This is a genomic window from Paenibacillus sp. J22R232 (genome assembly GCF_056269165.1).
On sequence record NZ_JBWDNK010000023.1, the window covers coordinates 41,340 to 68,267 of the forward strand.

The window sequence follows — 26,928 nt, forward strand, 5'->3', positions numbered from 1 at the left end:
TGGGATCAATCCGCTGCGTTAAAATCCGATTGATCAAAGAAGCTATTCAATATGCCGAATGCGCGTATGGTGAACGCTTTATTGCCTTCGGAGTATTTATCCTCTACCTGCATATAGAATGGAAGAGATCGGACATGTTTAGAGTGCCATTCGATCGCATGCTCGCCTCGCGTGCAAACCAGAATTTGGCCAGGACCGCCAACCTCGCATAAAATGTCGTGCTTCTCTGCAAGCCACGCTTTATAGTCGTCCTCATCCGGACGTGTCATACCCAGTACAATGAGTAATAATCCCAAAACGATTAGCGATATCGTCCATGCGCGTTTCATTAAAACCTCCTAAGAGCCGTGGATAGGAACCGTACGTTTAACTCTATTCAATTTTATTAACAAAATCCCTTCATTGGATTCAGGGGTCGGGATTTTGGTTTTATTTATTGGGTGATATAGTCGGTTCATGAATGGAGGTATTGAAGAAAAAGTGAAGATGGATGATATAGGAGCGCGCAGTTAGGACAGTCTCTTCTTTGTTGTTAAAAGCATTAGATACGTAGAAAAACAGCGATTTATATACGTATTCTGGTAATATATAACTATTGCAAGATGAAAAACGAAGGAGTGCTCGACTTGAAAATATGGTGGTTAGATTATCATCCTGCCTTTGATACGGTGGATTTGGTAGAGTATGAAGAAACTCAGGCAGTCAGAGAAAGAATAAGGGAAATTGCTTCCCTATCTAAAGAGTGGACAAGCTATAAAGCGGTATTGGATCGAAAAAATAAACATGCAGATATACTCGGTCAATTTGGAGGGGCTCTTACTGTAACAAAACGAGCTATGGAAGTTTTCTCGCAATTCTCCGATCTTCCCGTTGAATATCTACCTCTCGATTGTCCCGATGGAGAATACTTCGTCATGAACGTGTTAAACGGTTTGGATGCCGTAGACCCTAGTGGTTCAAAGATGAGACGTACGGGCTCAGGTACATTGATGGACTATGAAGAGCTCGCCTTACGTCAAGAGGTCATACAGGACCATGATATTTTTCGAATTAAAATGCACGAAGGGAATAAAGTCATGTCGAATATTTATATATCCGATAGGCTAAAGGCAAAGGTGGAAGCGAACCTTCAGGGCTATCAGCTTATTGAAATATGGGATTCTGAGTTCTCATGGGAGGAGAAGGAATCAAAGCATAAAGCGATGTGCACGGAAGTAGACAGGTCGTTGCAGATGACATTCCCGTTCGGGAAAGCGGTTAAGTATGCGCAAAAAAATAAAGGGCAATTGGTGTTGAGTGGCAAGTGGGCGCTAAAGGTCGATCAAAAGGACGAGATTCTATTAGGGAGCTTAGACCTCGATGGTACATACTCATGGATCAATCCGATCTATTATCCACCAATCATTTTAGGTTTAGTCTGGGGAGTGGCGGAAAAACCGAAAAAGAAGTTTTTTATTTTCTGATACGGTATTCGATTGCAATACATAGGTTGGTTTGGGAGCGAAGATCTTGTACGATAAATCTAAAAGGAAAATCCAATTACCATAGAGACTATGCGAAGCTGTGGATTCATCCTTCCTATGCATTACCACGCAGAAATCCACCGTTATGGTATAACAGGCTTCTGCTTGAAGCGATGCTTGAGGTATATTCCGAATGGCATAAGCAAATATCAAATGCAAATACACCGTTCTATTTGAAAATATGGAAAAAAGAATGTGGTGGGCGGTTAAAGGCGCGCTTAAAGCGCTACGGCATTACGGCGTATGATGAGTGCAGGAGGAGAAAGTATTGCGTTCTGCTTATGCTATAATGAAAGAAATCTTTTGCGAAAAGGAGATAGATAGATGATCATCCTAAATCACGAACCGATTGTGAAAGCGGACATGCTGATCCGCAAGCCAGTTGAGGAAGTATTCGAGGCGTTTGTTAATCCGGCCATTACGACAAAGTTTTGGTTCACGAAGAGCAGCGGAAGACTGGAAAAGGGTGCATGTATTCGCTGGGATTGGGAAATGTACGGGGTATCGGATAACGTTTTTGTAAAAGAATTCGAACAAAACAAACGTATAGTGCTTGAATGGTCGGATCATACGTTGACCGAGTGGCAGTTTACTGCGAGGGCAGCCAGCGAAGCCTTTGTCACGATTACGAACTCGGGCTTCACGGGTGACGGGGATGAGGTCGTAAATCAGGCCATTGATGGCATGGGCGGATATATGATCGTGCTTTGCGGCCTTAAAGCGCTGCTTGAGCATGGCATTATATTGAACCTCGTACCGGACAAGGCTCCTGACGCCAACGTTCAACGTTAAATAAAGGTATCATACGGCAGTTCACCGAAAAATCGGGACTGCCGTTTATTTTTAAGCGGTGCATCCTCTTGAATAGGATAGTCGAATAATCATTGCCGGAGCTTGTTTCTTAAAAATTGACTTCTATGATAGAAAAACGAGATAATTAAGCATAACGAACGTATATAAAGTTAGATGGGTGCAAGTGAAATGGAGGTGCAGCAATGAGCGGTTTGAAAAAAACCTTAGGCATCGCAGCCGGCAGCTATGCCGTAGGACTTGTTGTTTATTGGGTTACTTCTCCTTATATAGCGATTGCCGTACCAGCGGTCGGTTTGCTTGTCGCGTTGTCGTTGAGACAGCGCAGCAGGAAAGAAATCGATCAGCGGACACAAGGACCAGAGCTCCAGCAGGGACAGCAGAGCCCGCCGCTGCAGCAGACGAATGCAGGAACGGTAGCTCCGGCACCGCAAGCCGTACCGGCTGCTCCAGCCGTAGACGCCGCGCCGGTTATTACGGATCCCGAGCTGGCTTCTGCCTTGGAGTACATTGGCATTATCGAAGACATGATTTTACTCGAAGGCAAGCAAAACAATTTAGATGATGAAATCGTACAGAAAACGCTAGCTTTGCTGGCTCGCTTAAACCGATTGATTCCGGATTTGGTCGCGCTCGGGGACGCCAGCATCAACCACAATATCGTTCGTCTGGTGAGAAGGGACCTGAACTCGACGATCAATCCGTTCCTTAGGCTAAGCGGTGAAGCGAAGCGCCAGAATAGGCGGCTTCTGCTCGATGGGATTAAGGACGTAGATTCGAAGTTGACTTTTTACACGAAAACGATAGAGCAGAAGGACCTGATGGAACTGCGTACGAAGGCTGAATTGATTCAACAACGTTATCGACTTTCCGATTAATGAAGGGGGAAACAAGCCATGTCACAACAACTCGTCCAATTGAGAAATGAAGATCTCCAGAAGCTGGAACAGGAAGTACAGGTCACGATGCAGAAGGTCGCAACTACGGATGCGATGCATCTGGATTCGCTCATGGATGAAATAACGAAAAAAGGACAGAAGACGCTGGAGCGCTCTGGACAGACCTTAACGATGCTGGAGCGTCCGCTCTCCGATCTCATGTCGGGCAAGCGGTCCGAGGTTGCGAACAATATGCTTAAGCTGCGCAGCGAGGTAGAGGATTTAAGCCGGAGCAAGCAGCTGACGCTCGTACAGAAGCTCATGCGCAAGGCGCCGATGAAAAACTATATTTATAAATATCAGTCGGCCAAGTCGAATGTGCAGGTTATCGTCAAATCATTGCGGGACGGACGCGACAATCTGGAGGAAAACGTCGTTCATATGCGCAACTTAAAGCGCAGCAGCTTGGACAATGTGTATGACCTCCAACTATTGGTCGAATACGGCAACCGTCTCAAGAAAATGTTCGAGGATGAAATTGCGAAGCCGGAGAATGACCATCGGAAATCGCATTTGGAGCGTGGGCTTCGCAAGGTCGTAACGAAGCTTCAGACGTATACGGAAATGATTATGCTTTATCAACAGGCTATTGCCGCTACGGATATTATTAATGATACGAATGACAAGCTGATGGATGCGCTCGACAGCTCGATTGATAAAACGCAGCATCTGATGTCGGTATCCGTGCTTATTGCCAGCGCGATTGACGATCAGATGAAAGCGATTGAAGCGGTTAATTCAACGAACGAGATGCTGGGCAATCAATTTGCCGAGAATGCGCGCCTGCTGAACGAAACAAGCGAGCGAGCGAACCAAGCGTTGACCAAGCCGGCAATGAGCATGGAGCTCGTGGAACGGGCGATGACGGATTTATTCTCAGCAATGGACAAATACGAGAACTCCAACCGCCAAATTATTCAAACCGTTTCGCAGCAAACGGAAAAGATGACCCAAATCAATCAAAAGGTTGGACAGCGCCTAGGCATCCAAGCGGGTGCCGGAGCGAGCCAGCGCGAGCTTCCAACTCATGCGGCCAAAGGTTTTTTGGAATAAGCATCTTCTAAAAATAGCGGAATGGACGAGTCCTCAAGGGGCTCGTCTATTTTGTTTTGGGAGGGCTAGGCCCACGCGGTACGTGCATATATAGGGAATCGCCTGCATAGCTTTAAAGAAAAAATGAGGTGATCCTGTTATGATTAGCGGTATTGCTTTGGCAACGCTTCTTATCGTCTTGATTGTCGTCGCAAGCTCGGAGAGAACGGAAGCGATTTTGCAGGATATGCGGTAACGACTGGTTACGCCTATCTCTGATTTGGTATAATGGAAAAAAATTATACTGATGGATCGGAGGTATGCCACGTGGAATTTACCTATGAAATTATATCGGAATCGAATATCAATATCAGATTTATATACGGGGGAGAATGGTTCACCTTCAATCTGTTCAATCGCGACGAGCAGTGGGTGCTGCATCCGTTCGATTCATCCCTGATCCGCAACAAGGATATGAGCAGGCTCGTTATTGCCGATCTCATTCAGCATCGTCCGTTCCAGGTCATGCTTGCCAAGGAGGGCATTATGATCTCTGAGCTGAATACGTCCATTCCGCTCGGCCAGCAGCCGGAGCCGGAAGTGGAATATGAGGAGCTTCCCCGGATCAGAAGGGGCTCCGATCGGATTTTTGACGAGCAGCCATCTTCCTCCGGCAGTGAACCTATCGATATCAGTCGATTAATAGAGGATAATGATCTGGAAGACTTGATCGGCATGGAGGTCAAGCTGATAGAGTCGCGCCAAAACATGTACAATCAAATTTTGCATCGGATGTTTATGGCAGACTTAGGACCAACCGATCCCGAGTTTCAAAAAATCCAACAAATCGTCAAAACCTACGGTGAAGCGAAGTCAAGACTTCTCGCGATTCAATAACGGTGCCGCTTCCTGTATAATAGGAGCATTGACTGTTTGTGGAGGAGATTGGATTGGCACAGCTTTATTACAAATACGGTACGATGAACAGCGGCAAGTCATTTGAAATTATCAAGGTGGCCCATAATTACGAGGAGCAGGGCAAGCAAGTGCTTATTTATTCGCCCTCCGTCAGCGCAAGAGGAGGCGTTGACCGCGTCGGCTCCCGTGTCGGCTTTGAACGGGAGGCGATTCCGGTTCAGGCGGACACCAACCTTTATGAGAGCGTGAAGGAGTTTGTCGCGGCTGCGGCGCCTTCCAACATTTATTGCGTACTGATTGACGAGGCGCAATTTTTGAAGAAGCATCACATTCTGGAGCTGACGGCAGTCGTCGATGAGCTGAACATACCGGTTATGGCGTTTGGTCTCAAAAATGATTTCCAGAACCAGCTGTTCGAAGGCAGCTACAACCTGCTCGTGCAGGCAGACAAGATCGAGGAAATTAAGACGATCTGCTGGTTCTGCGACCGAAAGGCGACAATGGTTATTCGTTTTCGCGACGGTCAGCCAATGAATGCGGGCGAGCAGATTCAGATCGGCGGCAATGAGGACTACAAGCCGGTGTGCAGGCGATGCTACAATGAGGCATTCCGCAAGTCTTAGCAGGTACTTGGCTGAAACTGAAAACGAAACAGCAAACGAAAGTGCAGTCTCCAATGTCATTTCTGGAAAATGCAATACCCGCTAATTACGCAGCATATAGCGCAAAAGAACCTTCAGCTCCACTTTTAGTGGCGTTGAAGGTTCTTTTGCATGTTATAGGCTTGTCCACTAAGGGGCTATCCGTTTAGGACAGCCCCTCGGCGCTGTTACAGGCTGAATTCGCTAGGATTGAGCCCCAGTGTGTTACAGATATCTCGGACAGCGGCTTGCTCGCTAGGATCGAAATCACCGTCAGCAGCCCCAATGGCACTGCATACACCGACGATTACACGGCCAACTTCAGGCTTGCTGCGGAATTTTTCAATCGCTTTAAGCGCTTCCTGCTTGCCGATCATGCCGTCGAACTCAATATTGCCTACGAAATGGTTGAAACGGTTGATGACATCAGTCATGTTGAACACTTTAAGCTCTTCGCTGCGGCTGATGTAGCCGGTCATTTTTTGCTTCTCGTTCGAATCAATGGAGCCGTCTGCTCCAGCTACGATGGCGCAGCCTGCAACGACTGCATCCAGAAAATCTTTGTTTTTAAACTTTTTGACTTGGTCATTCAAGCCCTGCTTCGTATTGGACAGCCACGATGTAAATGAACTCATTTTGTTCAGCCTCCCTGAGCGGATATTTTAGGTTGTACCTCTATTGTAATTTCATTTGGGGGTAATTAGCAAATTTTGAGGAAATAAGTCTGTTTTTGCGCAGGTTGTTGTGCCGACGTCCGACGGTGATGGATGTGCCTAGATTTGTGGATGAAGGGAGTGGAGATCATTTTGAAATCAATTGCAAAATGCTGAAAAAGAACGCACATAATCGCAAGAATGCGCCATATTTTCAAACCCTTATCAATTTTATACTTGTAGATAATCACGTCTGTGCGGTTCTAAGAACATGGAATGGCGGGTACGGGAGACGGCTATTAAAGTTTCGAGGAGGGTTTGGCTTGAACAGAAAGATGTCGATGATGACGGCAATGCTAGTGGTCGTATCGCTAATGACGAGCCTTTTTCCGGTTGGCGCGGCGCCATTGGCACAGCCAGCGGGAGGACTTCCCGCTTACCTGGATCCGTCCAAAAGCGTGGAGATTCGGGCAGCGGATTTGCTTGCAAGAATGACAATTGAGGAACGCGCGGGTCAAATGATACAGCCCTAGAAGGGCAATATTTCACCGGAGGAGGTTAAGCAATATTTTATCGGCTCGGTACTGAGCGGCGGAGGCTCCTTCCCGAATGGCAAGCAGCAGGACAGCACGCGTGAGCATTGGCAGGCGCTGCGCTGCTTGCGGCGAACGGCATCGTGAAGGGTGACGGCTCGAAGCTTAACCCGCTGGGCTTCACAATGCGAGCGGAAGCAGCCGTCATTATGTACGCGATTTATTACAAATAACGTAATCGACTTACGGAAATAAGCTGTCCCGCAGGCATGATGCCAAGCGGTGACAGCTTATTTTTTTAATATATAAGCATTTATATGATTTCACAAATAAATGTGCTTATCTATCTCTGCGAAACGGCTGCTTTTGCCACAGAGGACGGCGACAGCCGTTTACGCTTGTATGCTTAGTTGTGCGGCAGCAGAAGAGACATGGCCAATCAAACGCTTATTCTATGAAAAGTTTTTCAAAATAGTCGTCAGCCGTTCACTCTATCAAACTCTCGAATACGATGAGGGTATCTAACGATAGGAGTTGATCATGTGTCCTTTTATTTTAAGTTGCTCTCGTACCAAGGCAGAGACGTAGAGGTTGTCCTCGCAAATGGCGAAGTCATTGCAGGAGTTCTCCTTTCAGTGGGCTTCTCCTATGTTGTGGTCCAAGCGTTAAGCGTACCGGGATATGGCGGAACCGATGACGTGTTAATCCGTTCCAGAGTTATCGTATATGTGCGTGTTTTATAGGCAAGGGTGCACGGATGATGGCCGTAGACGCGATCTAGTCGAGCTGCTGATGAAGACGCCCGCCGCATTGCCGCCAATCGGGCAGGGTATGGATTTCTCCCAAAGCGGCAAAAGAATCGGCAGCCAGCAGCGCTTGTCCGTTATTATTCCGGCTCGGAACGAGGAAAGGACAATCGGGCGCGTCATACTGGAAGCCAAGCAGCTGTCTCCGATTGAGATTATCGTTGTCGTGAACGGCAGCACGGACCAGACGGAAGTAATAGCGAAGCAGCTCGGCGCAGCGACCATCGTCTACCAAGAGCCGCTCGGTACGGACGTCGGCCGTGCAATTGGGGCTTATGCGGCCTCTGGAGATGCGCTGCTGTTTCTGGACAGCGACTTCTATATCCCTTGGGGCGAGCTGGTCCCTTTTTGCAGCGCGGTACTGGAGGCTTGTGATTTGGCCGTAAACCGGCTTGATCACCACCTCGGCATGCGTATGCCCTGGCATGCGGTGACGGCTTTGAAGGCGGCGCTCAACACGGCGCTTGGCCGAAGCGATTTGAAGAATGCATCGCTGGTGCCGATTCCGTTCGCCATGAATAGGAAGGCGCTTGAAGCGATTCATTGGTCGGCGCTGTTATGCCCGCCAAAGGCTTATGCGCTCGGCATGCTTGCGGGGCTAAGCATCAAGCCGGTGCATACGGTCGAGGTAGATCGGCTGAATCGCTACCGTCCCCATAAGCACGGCAAGGCAGGGACGGAGCATTCGCATGCGGCGATGCAAATTATCGGCGATCATCTGGAGGCACTGCATGCCGTTCATAGCAGAAGGCAATCGGAAGGAGAGATAGGATGCAGCGCGAACCAGGCAAAGTGAGCATCGTGATGACCAACTATAATCGGGCAGCCTATTTAATTGAATGCTTAAACAGCTTGAAGCAGCAGTCTTATGTAAATACGGAAATCGTATTCGTCGACGACGCTTCGACGGATCGGTCGGTAGATGTCGTACAGGCTTGGTGCGAGGAAAATGGACTAGCGGGTACCGAAGCGTTTGTCCTCGTACGGATGCCGAGAAACATGGGGTTCTCCGGGGCGGTAACGACAGGTCTGTTCGTCGCGCGAGGAGAGTTTATTGCCGTGCAGGATGCTGACGACTTCTCTCACCCGCAGCGCCTCGAGAAGCAAGTCTCCTACTTGAGGAATCACCCTGAGATCGTATTGGTCGGAACGAGCTATGCGACGTTTGAGGATGCAGCGGACGAGGATAAACGAGTATTCGAGCAGGCGAAATGGCTTCGCTACGGCGAGGATATTCGCAAGGTATACCAAAATGGCGGGCACTGCGTGTGCCATGGCACGATTATGTTCAAAGGTGCTGCCTTTGACCTGATAGGGGGGTTAAGCCGCCGAATCGTCGGCGCAGAGGATTACGAATTCATTGTCAAATTTCTGCACAACAAAGATCAGATTGCGAACATTCCTGAAGTTCTCTACTACTACAGGCGGCATGCGAGCCAGCGCTCGCTGGCCTATTATCCCCATAAGGAGTGAAGCGAAATGGAGAGCTCGCGGTTATCCGTGTTGATGGCTCTAGACAGTATGGATGCCGGCGGCACGGAAACGCATGTACTAAGTTTGGCCAAAGCTTTGATTCGAATGGGTCAGCGCGTGACGCTGATCTCGGCAGACGGGCTTATGCGTCCTCAGTTCGAGGAGGCAGGCTGTCCCGTCTTTCTTTTTGACTTCGAGCCGCTTGGCATGTCCGAGCAGGCACAGCGGTTAGCCGCTCTGCAGGAGGTGCTTCGGGTGCGCGAGGTGAATTGCGTGCATGTCCATCAGACACCCTCCGGCTTGCTCGCAGCCGGGGCAGCCAGCGAGCTGGGAATCGCTATCGTGTTCACAGCGCACGGCACGTATTACCCGCAGAGCAGCGCGAGATCGCTGATGAAGCTCTCGCAAGCGGTTATTAGCGTAAGCGCGCCCGTTCAAAGCTATGCGCAGCGGCTTGGCTTTCCCTCGACGGTTGTGCCGAACGGCATCGATTTGTCGGAATTTTATCCCGCCCCAAGCTCGGGCCTGCGCTCCGAGCTGGGCATATCAGAGGAGGCGATCGTCCTCGTCTATGCAAGCAGGCTGGCATGGGGAAAAGCAACCGCATGCGAAACGCTTCTGCGGGCGATGAAGGATCTTCATCGTTACGGCTGGCATCGGCTGGAGCTTGTCGTCGTCGGTGACGGACCCAAGCTTGAAGCGATCAAAGCGCTAGCTTCGTTCATCGAGGAGGAGAGCGGCCGTAAGTTTATCCATGTCCTTGGCAAACAAGCGCACATGGGCAAGTATTATAACGCAGCGGATATTGTAGTCGGAACGGGACGTGTCGCGCTGGAGGCGATGGCATGCGGCAAACCGGTTCTCGCTATCGGCAACCACGGTTACTTCGGATGGGTCGAGCCAGGCAGCTACGAGCAGGCATGGGCGCATTATTTTGGAGACCACGGTTCAAATGCAGCCTATTCCCGGTATTTGTTTGCCAGCGAGATTGGGCATGGCTGCCGGGACCTTGCATGGCTGCGTTCGCTAGGCTCGGATGGGCGGCGCTGGGTAGAGCAGGAATTCCATATCGATTCCAATATTCAACAAGTGGCAGACGTATATCGCGCGGCAATCGGCAAAACACAGTGAAGGGCGGTACGCTATGAAAAGGATATTGTATGTAGGCTGGATTGGATTCAACAACGTGGGTGATGAGCTGATGTGGCTCTTGTTCCGCGATTTGTGCAGGGCGTATCTGCCGGATAAGAAATACGATGTGATCCCTTCGATCCCAGGCGTGGACATACGCAATCCCGGGCCTTACGATACGGTTGTGCTGGGTGGGGGGTCGCTGCTTATTCCAGGCTATATCGACGTTGCTTACCAGGCGGCGCTGAAAAAAAAGAAAGTAATCGTCTGGGGAAGCGGGCACGACCGTCAGGAGTTTCCCGCGCTGGACACGACCGGCAAGGCAGAGGCTAACCTAGCCTACGCGGCCGAGCATGCCGGAACGAATGAAAAGCTGGCGGAGCTGGCGAAATTATCCGATTTCTTTGGCGTCCGCGGCCCGCTGTCCTATCAGTTTCTCGAAGATTCCGGCGTCTCTCCCAAGCATGCTGTCATAAGCGGAGATCCAGCCTTTCTGCTTCCTGCTCCTTCCCCGCTCAGCGCCTCGAAGCGAAGCAGAACGATCGGCGTGAACTGGGGAACGGCCTATAACCGGATTTTTGGCGGGAACGAGGAGAAGGTAGAGCAGCATCTAATTGAAGCTTTGCGGCTGTTGATTGCGCAGGGCTACCGGGTTAACATTTTCTCGGTATGGGGGCCGGATCGAGAGGCATGCAAGCGGCTGTACGCGAAGCTCGGAGATCCTCAGAACGTCGAGCTTGACCTTGAGCTGCATCATCACGAGGACCTGCTTGAGAAATTAAAGGGGTATGCGTTCACCATCAACTTCAAGCTGCACGCGAGTTATATATCGGCAGCTGCCGGCGTTCCGTTCATCTGTCTCGGATATCGCTTCAAGTGCGTTGATTTTGGTTTATCCGTCGATCTTTCCGATTACGTACTCTCAACCGGAGACGCGCAGCTTTGTGCGAGCATCATGGACAGGGCAGGTAAAATCGAGAAAGAACGGAATACGATCCGCGAGCGGTTCTATGCCTATCAAAGCCGGTATCGCGAGCAGCTGAAAAGGCCTTTCGAGGAAGGGCTGCTCTAAGCAAGAAATAGAAGCTGCCCGCGGCTAAACGGCCTGCAGGCGGCTTCTTTTTATAGTGATTTTTGACAAATCAGGTTGACATCGAAAAATAGTTTGTGATATATACAAAGAGGGATTAGCACTCAGAGAGTTTGAGTGCTAATATAGAGGGTGACGGTTAATAGCAGAAGGCCAACGAGGCCTGCCTGTCACGAATCCATATTGATTAAATAACCAACGAATGGAAAGGGGATCTATCCATGTCCAAAAAACAGTTCAAAGCAGAATCGAAACGATTGCTGGAAATGATGATTAACTCCATTTATACGCAGCGCGAAATCTTCCTGAGAGAGCTGATCTCGAATGCAAGCGATGCGATTGACAAGCTGTATTACAAAGCACTAACGGATGAGCAATTAGTATTCAACAAAGAGGACTATTATGTCAAAGTGGTGGCTGACAAAGAGAGCCGCACGCTGACGATTACAGATACAGGCATCGGGATGTCAAAGGAGGAGCTCGAGAATAACCTCGGCGTTATCGCGAAGAGCGGCTCGTTTGCATTCAAGAAGGAAAACGAGCTGAAGGACGGCCACAACATTATCGGCCAGTTCGGCGTAGGCTTCTACTCCGCGTTCATGGTAGCGGACGTTGTTACCGTCACGACGAAGGCTTTCGGCAGCGAAGAAGCGTTCAAATGGGAATCGACAGGCGCAGACGGTTATACGATCGAGCCGGCCGAGAAAGCAACGGCAGGCACCGAAATCGTATTGAACATCAAGGAAAACACCGAGGACGACCAATATGACGAATACCTGGAAGAATACCGCCTGAGATCGATTATTAAGAAATATTCCGATTTCATCCGTTATCCGATTAAAATGGATGTGAAAGGCCAGCGTCCGAAAGAAGGCGCTGACAACGAATTCGAGGAGTACCAGGAAGAGCAAACCGTCAACAGCATGGTACCGATCTGGCGCAAAAACAAAAACGAGCTGACGCAGGAGGACTACGACCAGTTCTACTTCGAGAAGCGCTATGGCTTCGATAAACCAATCAAGCATCTACATATTAGCGCGGACGGAGCGGTTGTCTACAACGCGATCCTCTATATTCCCGAGAATACGCCGTTTGATTACTATACGAAGGAATATGAGAAAGGGCTGGAGCTATATTCGAATGGCGTGCTTATTATGGATAAATGCTCGGACCTGCTCCCGGATTATTTCAGCTTCGTCAAAGGGATGGTTGATTCCGAGGACCTATCGCTCAACATCTCGCGCGAGATGCTGCAGCATGACCGCCAGCTGAAGCTGATCGCCAAAAATATTAACAGCAAAATCAAAAGCGCGCTGCTCGGTATTCTAAAGGATGAGCGCGAGAAATACGAGACGTTCTACAAAGGCTTCGGCAGACAGCTGAAGTTCGGCGTGTACAACGATTACGGCGCTAACAAAGACGTGCTGCAGGATCTGCTGCTGTTCCATTCCTCCAAAGAAAAGCAGCTTGTTACGCTTGATGAGTACGTGTCGAGAATGGGCGAGGATCAAAAATATATCTATTACGCATCCGGCGAGTCGATCGAGCGTATCGAGCGGTTGCCGCAGACCGAGATGGTCTCCGACAAAGGCTTCGAAATTCTTTATTTCACGGACGATATCGATGAGTTCGCGATCAAGGTCGTAGCCAAATATAAGGATAAGGAATTCAAGTCCGTTTCAAGCGGCGATCTTGGCATTGAAGCTGACGAGAAGGACAAGGAAACAGCCGAAGAGCAGGAGCTGCACAAGGAGCTGTTCGAGCAAATGAAGGACATCCTGCAGGATAAAGTAAAGGCGGTAAAAGCGTCGAAACGCCTGAAATCGCATCCGGTGTGCCTCTCCACCGAAGGCGAGGTTACGATCGAGATGGAAAAAATCTTGAAGGCGATGCCGAACAGCCAGGATGTAAAAGCGGATAAGGTACTTGAAATTAACGTGAACCATGAAATCTTCGCAGCGCTTAAGGATGCCCATGGAAAAGACCAGGCAAAGCTTAGCCTTTATACGAGCTTGCTTTACAATCAAGCGTTGCTAATCGAAGGCTTGCCGATTCAAGATCCGGTATCCTTCACGAATGATATCTGCAAAGTTATGGTTTAGTTGCAAGTCGGCCCGGAGGAGTATCCTCCGGGTTTTTCCGTTTCTATATCCGTTAGAAAAAAAGCGCTTGCAAGAAATAGGCATCTTATGATATAACCAAATTATACAAAATCTAAACGTTTAAATAAAAGGGGTGCTCGCTTGCCAAACATAAGCATTAAAGACATCGCCGCGAAGGCTCAGGTATCTACAGCGACAGTATCCTACGTATTGAACGGGACACGAAACGTGAGGCAAAAAACACGCGAGCGTGTGCTTCAGGTCATTGAAGAGATGAATTACAAGCCGAATAATGCAGCTCAAAGCCTGAAACGCAGGCGAACGAACACGATCGGCGTTATCGCCGAAGACGTAACCGTGTTTAACGTTCCGGAAATTATTGATGGCATTAACGATTGTGCGGATAGGCTTGATATGCATATTTTGCTAACGAACCTCAGGCTGGACAAACGAATCGGAAGAAGCTTCGACGACATGGACACTTATCGGCAATATGCGGAGAACGCGGTATCGGAGCTGCTGAGCAAGCAAGTGGAAGGCATTATCTACATCGGCGTTCATCCCCGTGATTTAACGGGACTTTGCGATACAGATGGAAAGCCCATCGTGTATACGTACTGCTACACGCAGAATGATTTGTCCATTCAATATGATGACGAGCAGGCGTCTTACGAGGCTATGAGCTATCTGGTAGAAAAGGGTCATTCCCGTATTGCAATCATAAGCGGAGTCATGGATTCCATCCCGTCGAGGTTGCGGTTTAACGGATTTTATAAAGCAGTAACGGAGTTTCAACTGCCATTCGATCCATCCTTTATCAAAATGGGCGATTGGGAGGCGGAATCGGGCTATCGTCTAACGAAGGAATTGCTCTCGCTACCGGTGCCGCCGACGGCAATCCTCTCCATGAACGACGTAATGGCGGTAGGCGTCCTGCGGGCTGCTTCGGAAATGGGCGTATCGATTCCGAAGCAGCTGTCCTTGATCGGCTTTGACAACCGGGAATTCAGTGAGTATTTAATGCCGCGAATTACGACGATGGATTTGCCGCTTCACGAGATTGGCTATCAGGCGATGGAAGCCTTATCCCGCATACTGCAAGGTGAAGAAGCCGGCATTAGCCCGAAACCGATGTGCAGGTTAATTGAGAGAGATTCAGTGGCTCCGCCCAAAAGGTGAAAACCTTTTTTTTTAAGAAACAATCTAAACGTTTAGATTTATGCTGAAAACGCTTACCTTACTCAGGGCTATAATCCAATAGGATTGAGCATATAAAAATCGATTCGGGGGATGATGGAATGCGCAAGACGGGGATCGCATTAACGGCACTGACTTTATTTCTTACTACGGCATTAACAGCATGCGGGGGCAACAACAATAGCGGGACGAATGCAAGTCCAACAGCAGCGCCTGCCGAAACGGAGGCAACAGAAGCATCGCCAGCGGCAGATCCGACGAAGCTCACTTTATGGACCTTTGTTCAGCAGCATGCCGACTTCTATAACTTTATGGCAGCGGAATGGAACAAGGGCAATCCTGACCAACAGATCGAGCTGGATGCGCAAAACATTCCGTACGATGATATGCACACGCGCTTGCTGCTGGCTCTCCAGTCAGGTGAAGGGGCGCCGGATTTGGTAGATATCGAGCAAAGCAAATTTCCGAACTACATGAAGGGCAATGTTCAACTGGCAGAGCTGAACGACATCGTAGAGCCGGAAATTCCGAACATCGTGAAGTCGCGCGTAGATATCTATAGCAAAGACGGCAAATATTACGGCGTTGACCTTCATGTAGGGGCAACGGTCATGTATTACAACAAAGAGCTGATGGATAAAGCGGGCGTTAACCCGGATGATATCAAGCTGTGGAGCGATGTAGAGACTTTAGGCAAAACCGTTGCAGAGAAAACAGGCGTGCCGTTCATTACGTTCGAGGGCGCGGGCAACTGGTCATGGTGGCCGGCGATCAACCAAATGAAATCCGATCAAGTGGGTCCAAACGGCGAGATTACTGTGGATGATCCGCGCAATATTCAAGCGATGAGCTTCTTTAAGAAGCTGGTCGATGAGAAAATCGCGGCTGTATCGCCAGGCGTAGGCCATGATACGCCGGAGTACAAAGCATTCATGAATGCCGGTGGAGCCGCTGCGGTGTTCATGCCATTCTGGTTTATGAACCGCTTCACGGATGAAATGCCGGATCTGAAAGGCAAAATGGTTATTCGTCCGATGCCGGCATGGGAAGCAGGCGGCAACCGCTCCGCGGGCATGGGCGGTACGGGGCTGTCGATTACGAACCAAACCAAAGCATTGGAGCTTTCAAAGAAGTTCCTCGCGTATGCGAAGCTGTCCAAAGAAGGCAACATTCAAGTATGGAAGCAGCTTGGCATGGATCCGATCCGTACAGAGGTATGGAGCGATCCGGCAATGTCAGAGCCTAATAAATTCACCGACTACTTCGGTACGGATATTTTCGCAACGCTGACTGAGATCAAGGATGAGATCTATCCGGTTAATATCCGTGAGACGTCGCCGAAGGTATTCGACGTGGTCCGCAATGAGATCGTGCCTAAGATCTTTCAATTCGGCGAAGACCCAGAGACGGTTATTAAGAAAGCAGCGGAGGCTCTCCGCAAGGATACGGGACAGTAATCATATGTAGTTAAACAGATCGTGCAGCAATGGCCGGCATGGCTTGCATTCGAGAGGAAGACGTCATGCGGGCCACACGCTGCAACAGATTGCGTAGGAGTGAGGCAATTATGAATGCCGGTAAACATGCCCCAAAAGGGCAGCAAGGCGGCGGCACCTTCAAGACTAGAAGATTCAACGGGCAAAAGCTGGCGCCCTACCTATTTATTCTGCCGTTTATTTTATCGTTTCTCATCTTCTTCTCGTATCCGTTAGTGAATGCCATTATGATGAGCTTCCAGCGGGTGCTTCCCGGCGATGTGGCTTTTATCGGGCTCGATAATTACAAGAAGCTGCTTAATCCCGATTTCTACAAAGCGCTGCTTAATAGCACAAGGTATACGTTCTGGACGCTGCTCGTGCTCATTCCGCTGCCGCTGCTGCTCGCGGTGTTTCTGAATGCGAAGCTTATGCGCGCACGAAACTTCTTTAGAGCAAGCCTATTTATCCCGGCGCTTACCTCGATTGTCGTGGCGGGCATTATATTCCGCCTAATCTTCAGCGAGCTGGACGGCGCGATTATGAACTCTTTCATTAAATGGTTTGGCTTCGACAGCCAGAAATGGCTGCTGAGCTCATCGCTGAGCATGCTTGCTTTAGTCGTTCTCGCCACCTGGCGGTGGGCAGGCATCAACATTCTGTATTTCCTGTCCGCGCTGCAGAGCATTCCGCGCGAGCTGTACGAGTCGGCGGACATAGACGGGGCAGGCACGATGGGCAAGTTTCTGAGAATAACGGTCCCGTTATTGCGTCCAATCACGATATACGTATTTACCATTACCATTTACGGCGGCTATGCGATGTTTACCGAGAGCTTTATGCTGTGGGGGAGCAGAGGATCACCGCAAAATATCGGTTTGACGATGGTTGGCTACATTTATCAGCAGGGATTCCAATATTTCGATCTGGGCTTCGGCTCCACGATCGGTATTACGCTGCTCGCGATTACGCTGCTGGTCAGCATGCTGCAGCTGAACGTGCTCGGATTTTTTAAGAAGGAGGACTAGCGAGATGGTAGAGAAGCGGTCCGGGAAATTACCCTCCTTATTGTTAATCGTCTTATTTACGGCATTGTCCATTATGGCGTTATTCCCTTTGTTTGCATTATTTCTGGCTTCAATCAAGCCAGCCTCTGAGCTGTTTCGTTACGGGCTGAACGTTCGTCTGGACTTCGATGTGATGACCTGGGCGAATTACAAAGCGATCTTCAGCGGCAAAGGAGGCTCCCAAAACTTCTTTGATTGGTATCGCAATAGTCTAGTCATTACGGCCGTGTTCACTTTTCTATGCTTATTCTTATCCTCGATGGTAGGTTACGGACTTGCCATGTACAGCTTCAAAGGGAGAACGCTCGTATTTACGCTTGTGCTGGCCGTTATGATGATTCCGGTAGAGATCATTATATTGCCGCTATATAAGCTATCCATTGACTTGTTGATTATTAATTCCATCTGGGGCGTTATCCTGCCCTTTGTTGTGGCGCCACTGCCGATCTTTTTCTTCCGCCAATTCGCCATGGGCCTGCCCAAAGACTTTATGGATGCAGGCAGAATCGACGGCTGCACGGAAATGGGCATTTTCTTGCGGATTATGGTACCGCTCATGCTTCCCGCTTACGGGGCCATGACGATCCTGCAAGCGCTGTTCAGCTGGAACAATTTCTTATGGCCTGTCATCGTATTGCGATCAACAGAGAAGTTTACGCTGCCGATCGGTCTTGCAGGCTTGCTCTCGCCAACCAGCAACAATTACGAGGTGCTGCTAGCTGGCTCCATACTGACCATTTTGCCCATATTGCTGCTGTTCCTGTTCTTCCAGCGCTTCTTCATAGAAGGGCTGACGGTAGGCGGCGTAAAGGGATAACGATAGAAAGAAGAGGGAGAGAGAGGCATGATCAAACAAAACCAAAACCATTCACGAACAGCGCCATCGGGCGTTGGGAAGGTGAGCATAAGCGACGATTTCTGGTCCGAATATATCCGATTGGTACGGGAGGTTGTCGTGCCTTACCAATGGGAGGTACTGAATGACCGGGTCGAAGAGGCTGAACCGAGCCATGCGATTAAAAACTTCAAGATAGCAGCAGGCGTGGAGCAGGGCTCATTCTATGGCATGGTATTCCAAGACAGCGACGTGGCCAAGTGGCTGGAAGCCGTAGGTTACCTGCTGGAGACGGAGCCTGATCCGGAGTTAGAGAAAGTAGCGGATGAGGTTGTTGCCCTAATCGCTAAGGCTCAGCAGCCTGATGGCTACGTCAACACGTATTTCACCATTAAAGAAAAGGATCAGCGCTGGACAAATTTGGCGGAATGCCATGAGCTGTACTGTGCAGGCCATTTGATCGAGGCGGCCGTTGCCTATTCCAAAGCCACGGGCAAAAACGCCATACTCGATGTTGCCTGCCGGTTTGCGGATTATATCGACGATGTCTTCGGATCGGAGCCGGGCAAGCTTCACGGCTATGACGGCCATCAGGAAATCGAGCTTGCGCTGGTAAAGCTGTATCACGCCACAGGCGAGAGAAAATACTTGGAGCTCAGCCGCTATTTCCTGAATCAACGGGGAGCGGAGCCTAACTTCTACGAGCAGGAGTGGGAGAATCGGGGTAAAACGGTTCATTTCCCGCAATTGTCTATCGCGACCGACTTGGAATACAGCCAAGCGCATCTTCCCGTACGGGAGCAAGACCAGGCAGTCGGACATGCCGTGCGCGTCGTTTATATGTGTACCGCGATGGCGGACATTGCGGCGGAGACGGGGGACGAGGCTTTGCTCGCTGCCTGCAGAAGACTGTGGAGCAGCATCGTCTCCAAGCGTATGTATCTCACGGGCGCGATCGGCTCGATGGCGCAGGGAGAAGCCTTTACGCAGGATTACGATCTGCCGAATGATACGGTATACGCGGAAACCTGCGCATCCATTGGACTTATATTCTTTGCGCAGCGAATGCTGCAGATTGAGCCTGACAGCGAATATGCGAATGTGCTAGAGCGGGCGCTTTACAATACGGTAGTCAGCGGGATGTCGCGTGACGGCAAGCAGTTCTTCTATGTTAACCCTTTAGAGGTATACCCTCCGGTACTCGGCAAAAACAAAAATTATGACCATGTGCAGCCGCAAAGGCAGGGCTGGTTCGGCTGTGCATGCTGTCCTCCCAATATTGCAAGGCTGCTTGCCTCGCTAGGGCAATATGTCTACAGCGTCAGAGGCGAGGAGATTTACGCGCATTTGTATATCGGCGGCACGGCTGAGCTGGATATCAGAGGCACGGAAGTTAAACTAGAGCAGCAATCGCATTATGCGTGGGACGGAAAGGTGAGCTTTCAAATCACCGTTCCGCAGGAAACGGCGTTCACGCTGGCGCTGCGGCTTCCGGACTGGAGCGGCGCTGCCTCGATCCAAGTAAACGGAGCCGAATACCATGTTAATGATGCGGACATCCATAACGGCTACATCAAGCTTAAGAGAGCATGGCAAACGGGGGATACGGTTGCTATCGCTTTTGAGATGCCTATCCTGCGCATGCAGGGACATCCGCTTATTCGCCAAAACGCGGGCAAGGTGGCGCTGCAGCGCGGACCGTTCGTCTATTGCTTAGAGGAAGCCGATAACGGGGGCCAGCTGTTCCAGCTAAGCCTGCCGGCGTCTAGCGAGCTGTCCAGCACCTTTGATACGGATTTGCTTGGCGGCATGCAGGTCATTACGGGCACCGGCGAGCGCTACGAATCGAAGCATTGGCAGGAGGAGCTGTACCGGCGGGACGCAGAGTGGACGACGGAAGAAACGGAGTTGAGGTTCATTCCTTATTTTGCATGGGCTAACCGCGAGCCGGGTGAAATGTCCGTATGGATTAAAAGCACGAACTAGAAATACATGACTTCATGTTCAAGACCCCTATGTTTAGCAGCAGCTTTTTTGGAAAGCATGGCTACGCTAGATAGGGGTCTTTGGGCGCGGTACAGGAATGAGAGGAGGTGAGGCTGCTTTCCATGTGCTCGAGAAGGGGAGTGGTAGTAGCGGCAATGCGTGGATCATCGCCCGTTTGAAACAAAGGCTGGTCATCATGTGTAGACAAAAAGGCTGCTTACAATCCATTATAGGAGGCATCATTAATGAGGATACAAGCTCTACCTTTTAACAGAAAAATGCTTATGCTTGCCGCATCTTTTTTTGTAACCGCTTTATTTATGGTTTTTTACCCGCAGTTGGCGTTCGCTTATACGTTATCAAACAGCAATTTCAATATTACTACCGGAACGAACGGCGAGATCAACTCGCTCAGGCTGGTAGGCGACACGTTCAATACGCAGTATGTCATGAATCCGACGGTAACACCTAACCAGAATACAGCCGATCACCAGTGGCTTGGGGAGCTGATGTTCAAATACCGCTTCGGCACTGGCGCGTGGCAAACCGCAATGACGCAGAGCTCAACGGATGCCAGAACGCAGTCGCAAAGCGGCAACACCGTGACGGTTACGTACCAGAACTCAACGAACGCGAACGGCGTGAAAAACTTTAAGCTGGTCAATACGTATTCCCTAGTAAGCGATTATTTCCTCTGGCAGATCGAACTGACCAATACAAGCACCCAAGCGATTGAATTCGGGGATGTCGGCTTGCCGCTTCCTTTCAATGAATTCTGGTCAGGCGGGAGCAACGAGCAAATCTACGAGACACGGGTGCTTACCCACTCCTTCGTCGGCAATAACAGCTCTTATATCACGGCTGGCCGCCCAAGCGGAATCGGCCCTTCCCTATTGATGGTGCCGGACGCGAGCACGGGCGCAGGCTTCGAATACCAGGATCGCTGGAGAATCGAAGAGCATCCGGGCAGCAAATGGGCAATGGATCAAGGCGGATGGATCGAAGGCTTGAACGTTTTCTACATCCACTCCAATGTCATCAAAAGTACCAATCGTGGGTACCTTCCGAATACAAGCTTGACGCTTGCGCCAGGCGCAAGCAAAACCTATGCCTTTAAATTTTTCAAAGTGACAGGCGAGAACGAAGTGAAGGATCGCCTTTACAATGAAGGCCATATCGACGTAACGGTCGTTCCCGGCATGATCGTGCCGACGGACCAGACGGCAAAGTTCGATCTTCGCACAACCAAAACAATCAATTCCGTTACGGCGCAATTCCCGTCCGATACGACGATCACATCGCTTGGCACAACGGGAACGAACCATAAGATTTACTCCATCCAAATGAACAAGCTCGGACCGAATAACGTGACGGTGAGCTATGGCAACGGCGAGAAAACGGTTCTGCAATTTTATGCAATTGAGCCGGTAGGCGCAGCGCTGCAGCGGCATTCCACGTTTATGGTGAACAGCACGCAATGGAACGTGCCGGGCGACCTCCGCGACAAAGTATTCGATGATTGGATGATGGATTCCAACTCGAAGCGGAACGTATTCAACGGCTACTGGGGCTGGGGAGACGATTGGGGCTTAACGCATGGCCAGTTCCTGGCGGAGAAAAACGTACAGACTCCCGTAGCTTCCGAGGTGCAGGCAGTCGACGATTATTTAACCGTTGCGATTTGGACCAATTTGATGGGCGAGCATCAGACCGATTACTTGATCCATGACTTCTTGATGCCTGCACCCAATGATACGCCGACATACCGGGGTTACGCGTATCCCCACATTTACAACACCTACTTCAGCATGTATAAGATTGCTAAGCTTTACCCGAATCTGATTACGTATGACAATCCGAAAAACACGTACCTGCTCCGGGCCTACAATATTTTCAATGCGCTATACGGATCAGGCGTGGCTTACAACTGGAACACAGGGCTAATGGGCGAACTTACGACCCCTGAGATTATCAAAGCGCTGCAAGATGAAGGCTATACCACCCAAGCCAATAACCTCATTGCCAAGATGGCAACCAAATACAACAACTTTGCGAATACAACCTATCCTTACGGTTCTGAATATAACTATGACAATACGGGCGAGGAAGCTGTCTATACGCTCGCGAAAATGAACAACAACAATACAATGAAAAGCAAGATCAATGCGAAGACACGGGCTGCGCGCGGCCATATGCCGATTTGGTATTACTATACCGATCCGGTAACGATTACCGGGGAGAACTGGTGGAACTTTCAATACACCGTTTCGCTGGCAGGTTATGCGATGGATGATTGGATTCGCAATAACTCTACGAATCCCGAGGTAGAGCAGCGGTTGTCCTATGCAGCCAAAATCGCAAACGTAGGCGCAATCAACTCCGGCCAAATCAGTTCGGATCCTGCTGATATCGGTGCCGTTGCTTGGACGTACCAAGCGGAGAAAGGCAACTATCCGGCTCTTGGCCATGGCGGAGGCCCGCTTCAGAACGGTTGGAGAGGCATGTCCGGCGAGGCCGACCTCGGTTTGTTCGGAGCGATCAAAATATTGAGCGCTGACGTTGCAGTTGACCCTATATTCGGCGTGTACTGCTATGGCTGCGAAGTTACGGATAGCAGCACAGCTTACACGGTTGTACCGAAGGATGGCGTGTTCCAGCGCCTGAACCTGATTACGGAGAAATTCGGCATGGAGCTGGAGCGGGATAAGTATACGACTGCTACCGTGAACAAAGCGAAAAACGCGCTGAATTTCACATTGAAAAGCTCGACGCCAGGCACGGCCCATACGACCAAAGCGACGTTCAGAGGACTGGCTGCGGGTTCGTATAACATCCTTGTGAATAACGTGGCGGCTGGATCTGTCAATGTTGCTGCCAATGGCGCGGCGACAATCAGCTTGAGCATCGGCACGGCAGCTACTTATGCAATCAGCTTGCAGCAAGGCACGCCGCTTCCGAACACGGCTCCAGCCGTTGATGCGGGCGCGAATGCAACCTTTACGCTTCCTGCAGCAGTAGCGCTGACAGGTACGGTAACGGATGACGGATTGCCGAGCGGCACGGTCACGCAAACGTGGACGCTCGTAAGCGGTCCGGGAACAGCTTCTTTTGCCAACGCGGGGGCTGTAAATACGACGGCAACCGTATCCGCTGCGGGTACTTACGTATTCCGTTTGACGGCGAGCGACGGAGCCTTGACGGCAAATGACACAGTAACCCATACGGTCAATCCGGCCGTTCCGGTTCCGGAGGTTATCGCGAATTATCTGTTTAACGAAACGAGCGGAACGTCCGCGAGCGACGCATCGGGCAACGGCAAGCATGCAGCGCTTAGCGGAGGTACGTCATGGGCAGCCGGAAAAGCCGGAAATGCGCTGAATTTGAACGGTACGAACGCTTATGCAAGCTTGCCGACGGGCATTGTTAGCGGGGTTAACGATTTCACAATCGCGACGTGGGTGAAGATCGATACGCTAAGCGACTGGGGCCGCATCTTTGATTTCGGCACAGGCACGAGCAACTACATGTTCCTGGCTCCGCAGGTTGGGGGATCCGGCATGCGATTCAGCATTACGACAAGCGGGAACGGATCGGAGCAGCAGCTGAATGCGCCTGTTCTGCCGACCGGCGTATGGAAGCATGTTGCGGTTACGCTCTCCGGCACGACGGGAAGGCTTTATGTAGACGGCGTACAAGTAGCATCCAACACTGCAATGACGCTGAAGCCGTCGAGCCTCGGCAGTACAACGCAGAACTATATCGGCAAATCACAATATTCCGATCCTTACTTGGACGGAGCGGTAGATGATTTCCGAATCTACAGCAGAGCGCTGAGCGCAACGGAACTGGCAACACTGTTCAACGGAACGACTAGCTCTGGCAATATAGCGCCGCTCGGAACGGCTTCCACTTCCTTTGTATCTGCTTGGGAGAGCTTGGCTGGCCTTAACGACGGCTACTCGCCAACCAGCTCAACGGACCGCGGCCATCCCATCTACGGGAATTGGAATAACCCGAACACGACGCAGTGGGTGCAATACGACTTTGCGCAAAACTATACGATTTCCAGCGTAGACGTGTATTGGTTCACGGACGGCGGAGGACTGGATCTGCCAGCGTCTTACACGATTCAATATTGGAATGGGACCGCTTGGGTCAACGTCGCAAGCCCGTCCGGACTAGGACTGCTCGCTAACCAGTACAACACGACAACGTTCACACCGGTCTCAACGAACAAGCTTCGGCTGAACGTCACGGCGAAGGCGACTGCTTCAACAGGCATCTCTTCCTGGAAAGTGACCGGCAGCTAATAAGAAACAAGCGCGGCCCTCGGAGTATAATCGAGGGCCGCGCTTTGTTATGTATCATGTTTTATTGCACGATAGCAACCTGCATCGTTGTTTCATCGTAAACGCTAAAGGTGTTTTTGCCGCTGCGCTTGGCATGGTAAAGCGCTCTGTCGGCACAGGCGTAGAGCTCTTCGGAGTCCTGAGCGTGCTCAGGCGCAACGGCAATGCCGATAGAAACGGTTGTGCTTAGATCATTGATGACATTAATCCCTTTGATTTCAATCGGACGCTTGAGCTCCTGAATGATATGGTTCGCAACATCCAAAGCATGCTGCGTATCATCCACCTGGTTGAGAATAACGACAAACTCATCGCCGCCAAGGCGAGCGGTAACATGATTGGGGTTGATGACGGCCGCGCGAATCCGTCTGCCGACCTCGATGAGGAAGGAGTCGCCCGCGTCATGCCCAAGCGTATCATTCACCCGTTTGAAATTATCGAGATCGATATGGAGAAGGGCCGCTTTATGCTGCTTTCTCTTGCTTCTGGCGATGGTTGAATCGAGAGCGTTCTCGAATGCCGCTCGGTTGGAGAGGCCCGTTAATAAGTCATGGGAAGCCAGATACATCGGTTTGGCTACTAATTTGGTAATAAAGTACGAGATCATAAGCGCAATGACGATGGTAGCTAACAGCTGCAGCAGAAAAATTTGATTGTTTTGCTGCAGCTTGTTTTGGAGCTCGGAATCGTTATAAACAATTTCAATCATCCGTTGATCGGTGAAGCGGCTGACCTCTGTGTCGAATTGAACGGTATATGGAACGTAGCGGTAGGTGACTGGATTACCGTCTCTCTCCCCCTTGATGTCCCGTACGGCGCTTTCTTTCAGCGCCAAATTAAAAGCAGGGATATTTTGGTTGGATACAAGGAGGGATTTGCCGTTCTCGCCTTTTTTGCCCACTGATTTTCCGGTTGTCGTATACACGGTAATATCGTTGATATAGCTGTATTTTTCGATAAGGGCATTACTGATCTCAAGGAAATTAAAGCTTTGGAAAACAGGATTATCATCCAGATAAAGGCCCAGCTCGATTAAATACTTATGGTCGGGGGTAGGCATATAGCTGTACTTGCGGAGCATTCCCGTATTGGATTCCTGATCGATTCCGTCTGCGGAGAAATGGTTGCCGTTAAGCCTATCCATCAGCAGCTGCGCGAAGGAGGATTGCGTGCCCCCCGTATCCCTGAAATTCATCCCGACATCCAGCGGGAAGCTGCTATAGCGAACGGTCAAGGTGCGGTCAATCATATAAATATCCATGCCGGCAGTTTCTTCTTTGAGCGCTTGGTAATTCCATGTGGAGACGTCGGGCTGCTCGCGGTATTTGTGCAGCAGTTTATCGGAATGAGCTTTCATTTCAGCTTCAATGTCTTTGTCAGAAAGTTGAAACGCTTTATCGGCTGCCGATACGGCAGTGACGACGGTATCTTCGACTAGAGCTGATTCTGTGGCATAGCTCGCTATTAAATTATTTTTTAACCGATGTTGGTTCACCAGAGACACGCTGAGAGTCAGCAAAATGCTGAAAATGCCCATAATGGTCATCAGTTTAGCTTTGAAGCTAAGGTGCACGAGTCTTCCTCCTCTAGAATGTACATGGATGATCTCCATGAGAAGCAGCCGCTTCGGCCTCTTTGAAAGGGCATCGTTGATCTTTGGTTGCTAGGTCTATTTACCTAAATTATATATCGGTTAACCTAACCGTTAAGTGAATTAAATGTTGGAAAATAGTAGATAGAAAAGACTGCTATGCTGGCATAGGGGCGTTTGCAGGAAAGTTTGGGGCAAAATCCGGCTCTCTACCAGGATAAGCATACCTAAAAATCTGGTCGTCCAAAAGGGGCGTCCCTCAGTCATCTACGACTTTGGAGACAGCCCCTATTTTTGCTTTCGGTTTCTTGCCGCTTCATCAGCAAATGATGGTAAACGGAGCATGTAAATGATTCTGGAGAAGCGTCAGCGGTCGTTTTTGTGAAGGGATTCCGACCTTTCCCCGTTGATTCAAAGGAATCCCTGAGCAATGGCGATCGGAAGAACATTTAAATGTGCAGTTTATGTGCGGTTTGCCGTTTAGCCTTAATAACAATGGGTATATTGCATTGGTAAACGGAGCATGTAAATGATTCTGGAGAAGCGTCAGCGGTCGTTTTTGTGAAGGGATTCCAACCTTTTCAAGTTGATTCAAAGGAATCCCTGAGCAATGACGATCGGAAGAACATTTAATGTGCAGTTTATGCGCAGTTTGCCGTTTAGCCTAAATAACAATGGGTATATTGCATTGGTAAACGGAGCATGTAAATGATTCTGGAGAAGCGTCAGCGGTCGTTTTTGTGAAGGGATTCCAACCTTTTCAAGTTGATTCAAAGGA

Annotated in this window: 24 protein-coding genes; 20 read left to right on the plus strand and 4 right to left on the minus strand. The window is 50.0% G+C overall.

The window, feature by feature from the left end; translation table 11 throughout:
- Positions 1 to 5: 5 nt before the first annotated feature.
- Positions 6 to 329, minus strand: a complete 324-nt coding sequence (locus AC0YN3_RS31055) for a hypothetical protein (protein WP_475778752.1) — start codon at positions 327 to 329, stop codon at positions 6 to 8.
- A gap of 297 nt (positions 330 to 626) precedes the next feature.
- Between AC0YN3_RS31055 and AC0YN3_RS31060 the strand changes: the two genes are divergently transcribed.
- The 6 genes from AC0YN3_RS31060 (at position 627) to AC0YN3_RS31085 (ending at position 5,844) form a co-directional block, all read left to right on the plus strand.
- The gene (locus tag AC0YN3_RS31060; protein ID WP_475778753.1) at positions 627 to 1,463 is read left to right on the plus strand and encodes an imm11 family protein; all 837 of its coding nucleotides are present in this window, start codon (positions 627 to 629) and stop codon (positions 1,461 to 1,463) included.
- 384 nt (positions 1,464 to 1,847) lie between these two features.
- Entirely contained in the window at positions 1,848 to 2,315 is a 468-nt protein-coding gene (locus AC0YN3_RS31065) for an SRPBCC family protein (protein ID WP_475778754.1), read from the plus strand.
- A 203-nt stretch (positions 2,316 to 2,518) separates the two neighbouring features.
- Positions 2,519 to 3,211 (plus strand): hypothetical protein, encoded by a 693-nt coding sequence (locus tag AC0YN3_RS31070; RefSeq protein WP_475778755.1) that lies wholly within the window; start codon positions 2,519 to 2,521, stop codon positions 3,209 to 3,211.
- 18 nt (positions 3,212 to 3,229) lie between these two features.
- Complete coding sequence (locus tag AC0YN3_RS31075) at positions 3,230 to 4,324, plus strand: toxic anion resistance protein (protein WP_475778756.1); 1,095 nt, start codon at positions 3,230 to 3,232, stop codon at positions 4,322 to 4,324.
- Between the two features lie 306 nt (positions 4,325 to 4,630).
- Complete coding sequence (locus AC0YN3_RS31080) at positions 4,631 to 5,200, plus strand: hypothetical protein (protein WP_475778757.1); 570 nt, start codon at positions 4,631 to 4,633, stop codon at positions 5,198 to 5,200.
- 53 nt (positions 5,201 to 5,253) lie between these two features.
- On the plus strand, positions 5,254 to 5,844 hold the full coding sequence (locus AC0YN3_RS31085; RefSeq protein ID WP_475778778.1) for a thymidine kinase: 591 nt from the start codon (positions 5,254 to 5,256) through the stop codon (positions 5,842 to 5,844).
- A 206-nt stretch (positions 5,845 to 6,050) separates the two neighbouring features.
- Here the strand turns inward: AC0YN3_RS31085 and AC0YN3_RS31090 are convergent, their stop codons facing one another.
- Positions 6,051 to 6,497: a tellurite resistance TerB family protein gene (locus tag AC0YN3_RS31090; protein WP_475778758.1), complete on the minus strand. Its 447-nt coding sequence runs from the start codon at positions 6,495 to 6,497 to the stop codon at positions 6,051 to 6,053.
- 341 nt (positions 6,498 to 6,838) lie between these two features.
- Between AC0YN3_RS31090 and AC0YN3_RS31095 the strand changes: the two genes are divergently transcribed.
- The 14 genes from AC0YN3_RS31095 to AC0YN3_RS31160 all read left to right on the plus strand — a co-directional run bounded on the left by AC0YN3_RS31095 (position 6,839) and on the right by AC0YN3_RS31160 (position 24,520).
- Positions 6,839 to 7,048, plus strand: a complete 210-nt coding sequence (locus AC0YN3_RS31095) for a hypothetical protein (protein ID WP_475778759.1) — start codon at positions 6,839 to 6,841, stop codon at positions 7,046 to 7,048.
- Positions 7,049 to 7,155: 107 nt separating this feature from the next.
- Entirely contained in the window at positions 7,156 to 7,281 is a 126-nt protein-coding gene (locus tag AC0YN3_RS31100) for a hypothetical protein (protein ID WP_475778760.1), read from the plus strand.
- 309 nt (positions 7,282 to 7,590) lie between these two features.
- Positions 7,591 to 7,791: a hypothetical protein gene (locus tag AC0YN3_RS31105; RefSeq protein ID WP_475778761.1), complete on the plus strand. Its 201-nt coding sequence runs from the start codon at positions 7,591 to 7,593 to the stop codon at positions 7,789 to 7,791.
- Complete coding sequence (locus AC0YN3_RS31110; RefSeq protein ID WP_475778762.1) at positions 7,775 to 8,650, plus strand: glycosyltransferase family 2 protein; 876 nt, start codon at positions 7,775 to 7,777, stop codon at positions 8,648 to 8,650. Before AC0YN3_RS31105 ends, AC0YN3_RS31110 begins: the two co-directional genes overlap by 17 nt.
- Positions 8,626 to 9,327, plus strand: coding sequence for a glycosyltransferase family 2 protein (locus tag AC0YN3_RS31115; RefSeq protein WP_475778763.1), 702 nt, complete (start codon positions 8,626 to 8,628; stop codon positions 9,325 to 9,327). Before AC0YN3_RS31110 ends, AC0YN3_RS31115 begins: the two co-directional genes overlap by 25 nt.
- Before the next feature lie 6 nt (positions 9,328 to 9,333).
- Entirely contained in the window at positions 9,334 to 10,458 is a 1,125-nt protein-coding gene (locus tag AC0YN3_RS31120) for a glycosyltransferase (RefSeq protein ID WP_475778764.1), read from the plus strand.
- Positions 10,459 to 10,471: 13 nt separating this feature from the next.
- The gene (locus tag AC0YN3_RS31125) at positions 10,472 to 11,530 is read left to right on the plus strand and encodes a polysaccharide pyruvyl transferase family protein (RefSeq protein ID WP_475778765.1); all 1,059 of its coding nucleotides are present in this window, start codon (positions 10,472 to 10,474) and stop codon (positions 11,528 to 11,530) included.
- A 239-nt stretch (positions 11,531 to 11,769) separates the two neighbouring features.
- A complete protein-coding gene (htpG, locus tag AC0YN3_RS31130; RefSeq protein WP_475778766.1) occupies positions 11,770 to 13,650 on the plus strand; it encodes a molecular chaperone HtpG in 1,881 nt (626 codons plus the stop codon).
- 141 nt (positions 13,651 to 13,791) lie between these two features.
- Positions 13,792 to 14,829, plus strand: a complete 1,038-nt coding sequence (locus AC0YN3_RS31135) for a LacI family DNA-binding transcriptional regulator (protein ID WP_475778767.1) — start codon at positions 13,792 to 13,794, stop codon at positions 14,827 to 14,829.
- 119 nt (positions 14,830 to 14,948) lie between these two features.
- Positions 14,949 to 16,304, plus strand: coding sequence for an ABC transporter substrate-binding protein (locus tag AC0YN3_RS31140; protein ID WP_475778768.1), 1,356 nt, complete (start codon positions 14,949 to 14,951; stop codon positions 16,302 to 16,304).
- Between the two features lie 110 nt (positions 16,305 to 16,414).
- Complete coding sequence (locus AC0YN3_RS31145) at positions 16,415 to 17,350, plus strand: carbohydrate ABC transporter permease (RefSeq protein WP_475778769.1); 936 nt, start codon at positions 16,415 to 16,417, stop codon at positions 17,348 to 17,350.
- Between the two features lie 4 nt (positions 17,351 to 17,354).
- Positions 17,355 to 18,206, plus strand: coding sequence for a carbohydrate ABC transporter permease (locus AC0YN3_RS31150; protein WP_475778770.1), 852 nt, complete (start codon positions 17,355 to 17,357; stop codon positions 18,204 to 18,206).
- Between the two features lie 27 nt (positions 18,207 to 18,233).
- The gene (locus AC0YN3_RS31155; RefSeq protein ID WP_475778771.1) at positions 18,234 to 20,210 is read left to right on the plus strand and encodes a glycoside hydrolase family 127 protein; all 1,977 of its coding nucleotides are present in this window, start codon (positions 18,234 to 18,236) and stop codon (positions 20,208 to 20,210) included.
- A 320-nt stretch (positions 20,211 to 20,530) separates the two neighbouring features.
- Positions 20,531 to 24,520 carry a DUF5695 domain-containing protein gene (locus AC0YN3_RS31160; RefSeq protein WP_475778779.1) on the plus strand — a complete coding sequence of 1,330 codons (3,990 nt, stop codon included), beginning with the start codon at positions 20,531 to 20,533 and terminating at the stop codon, positions 24,518 to 24,520.
- 61 nt (positions 24,521 to 24,581) lie between these two features.
- Here the strand turns inward: AC0YN3_RS31160 and AC0YN3_RS31165 are convergent, their stop codons facing one another.
- Both AC0YN3_RS31165 and AC0YN3_RS31170 read right to left on the minus strand, forming a co-directional pair.
- Positions 24,582 to 26,132, minus strand: coding sequence for a diguanylate cyclase domain-containing protein (locus AC0YN3_RS31165; protein WP_475778772.1), 1,551 nt, complete (start codon positions 26,130 to 26,132; stop codon positions 24,582 to 24,584).
- Between the two features lie 609 nt (positions 26,133 to 26,741).
- Positions 26,742 to 26,928, minus strand: a 187-nt coding sequence (locus AC0YN3_RS31170; RefSeq protein ID WP_475778773.1) for a hypothetical protein, incomplete at its 5' end; no start/stop codon positions are given.

Excerpts from the sequence above, each read along its gene's own strand:
- htpG (WP_475778766.1), top strand. The coding sequence starts at position 11,770 with ATGTCCAAAAAACAGTTCAAAGCAGAATCGAAACGATTGCTGGAAATG.
- AC0YN3_RS31140 (WP_475778768.1), top strand. The coding sequence starts at position 14,949 with ATGCGCAAGACGGGGATCGCATTAACGGCACTGACTTTATTTCTTACT.
- AC0YN3_RS31155 (WP_475778771.1), top strand. The coding sequence starts at position 18,234 with ATGATCAAACAAAACCAAAACCATTCACGAACAGCGCCATCGGGCGTT.
- AC0YN3_RS31160 (WP_475778779.1), top strand. The coding sequence starts at position 20,531 with ATGGTTTTTTACCCGCAGTTGGCGTTCGCTTATACGTTATCAAACAGC.
- AC0YN3_RS31115 (WP_475778763.1), top strand. The coding sequence starts at position 8,626 with ATGCAGCGCGAACCAGGCAAAGTGAGCATCGTGATGACCAACTATAAT.
- AC0YN3_RS31120 (WP_475778764.1), top strand. The coding sequence starts at position 9,334 with ATGGAGAGCTCGCGGTTATCCGTGTTGATGGCTCTAGACAGTATGGAT.
- AC0YN3_RS31055 (WP_475778752.1), bottom strand. The coding sequence starts at position 329 with ATGAAACGCGCATGGACGATATCGCTAATCGTTTTGGGATTATTACTC.
- AC0YN3_RS31075 (WP_475778756.1), top strand. The coding sequence starts at position 3,230 with ATGTCACAACAACTCGTCCAATTGAGAAATGAAGATCTCCAGAAGCTG.
- AC0YN3_RS31125 (WP_475778765.1), top strand. The coding sequence starts at position 10,472 with ATGAAAAGGATATTGTATGTAGGCTGGATTGGATTCAACAACGTGGGT.
- AC0YN3_RS31070 (WP_475778755.1), top strand. The coding sequence starts at position 2,519 with ATGAGCGGTTTGAAAAAAACCTTAGGCATCGCAGCCGGCAGCTATGCC.
- AC0YN3_RS31110 (WP_475778762.1), top strand. The coding sequence starts at position 7,775 with ATGTGCGTGTTTTATAGGCAAGGGTGCACGGATGATGGCCGTAGACGC.
- AC0YN3_RS31145 (WP_475778769.1), top strand. The coding sequence starts at position 16,415 with ATGAATGCCGGTAAACATGCCCCAAAAGGGCAGCAAGGCGGCGGCACC.
- AC0YN3_RS31150 (WP_475778770.1), top strand. The coding sequence starts at position 17,355 with ATGGTAGAGAAGCGGTCCGGGAAATTACCCTCCTTATTGTTAATCGTC.
- AC0YN3_RS31065 (WP_475778754.1), top strand. The coding sequence starts at position 1,848 with ATGATCATCCTAAATCACGAACCGATTGTGAAAGCGGACATGCTGATC.
- AC0YN3_RS31090 (WP_475778758.1), bottom strand. The coding sequence starts at position 6,497 with ATGAGTTCATTTACATCGTGGCTGTCCAATACGAAGCAGGGCTTGAAT.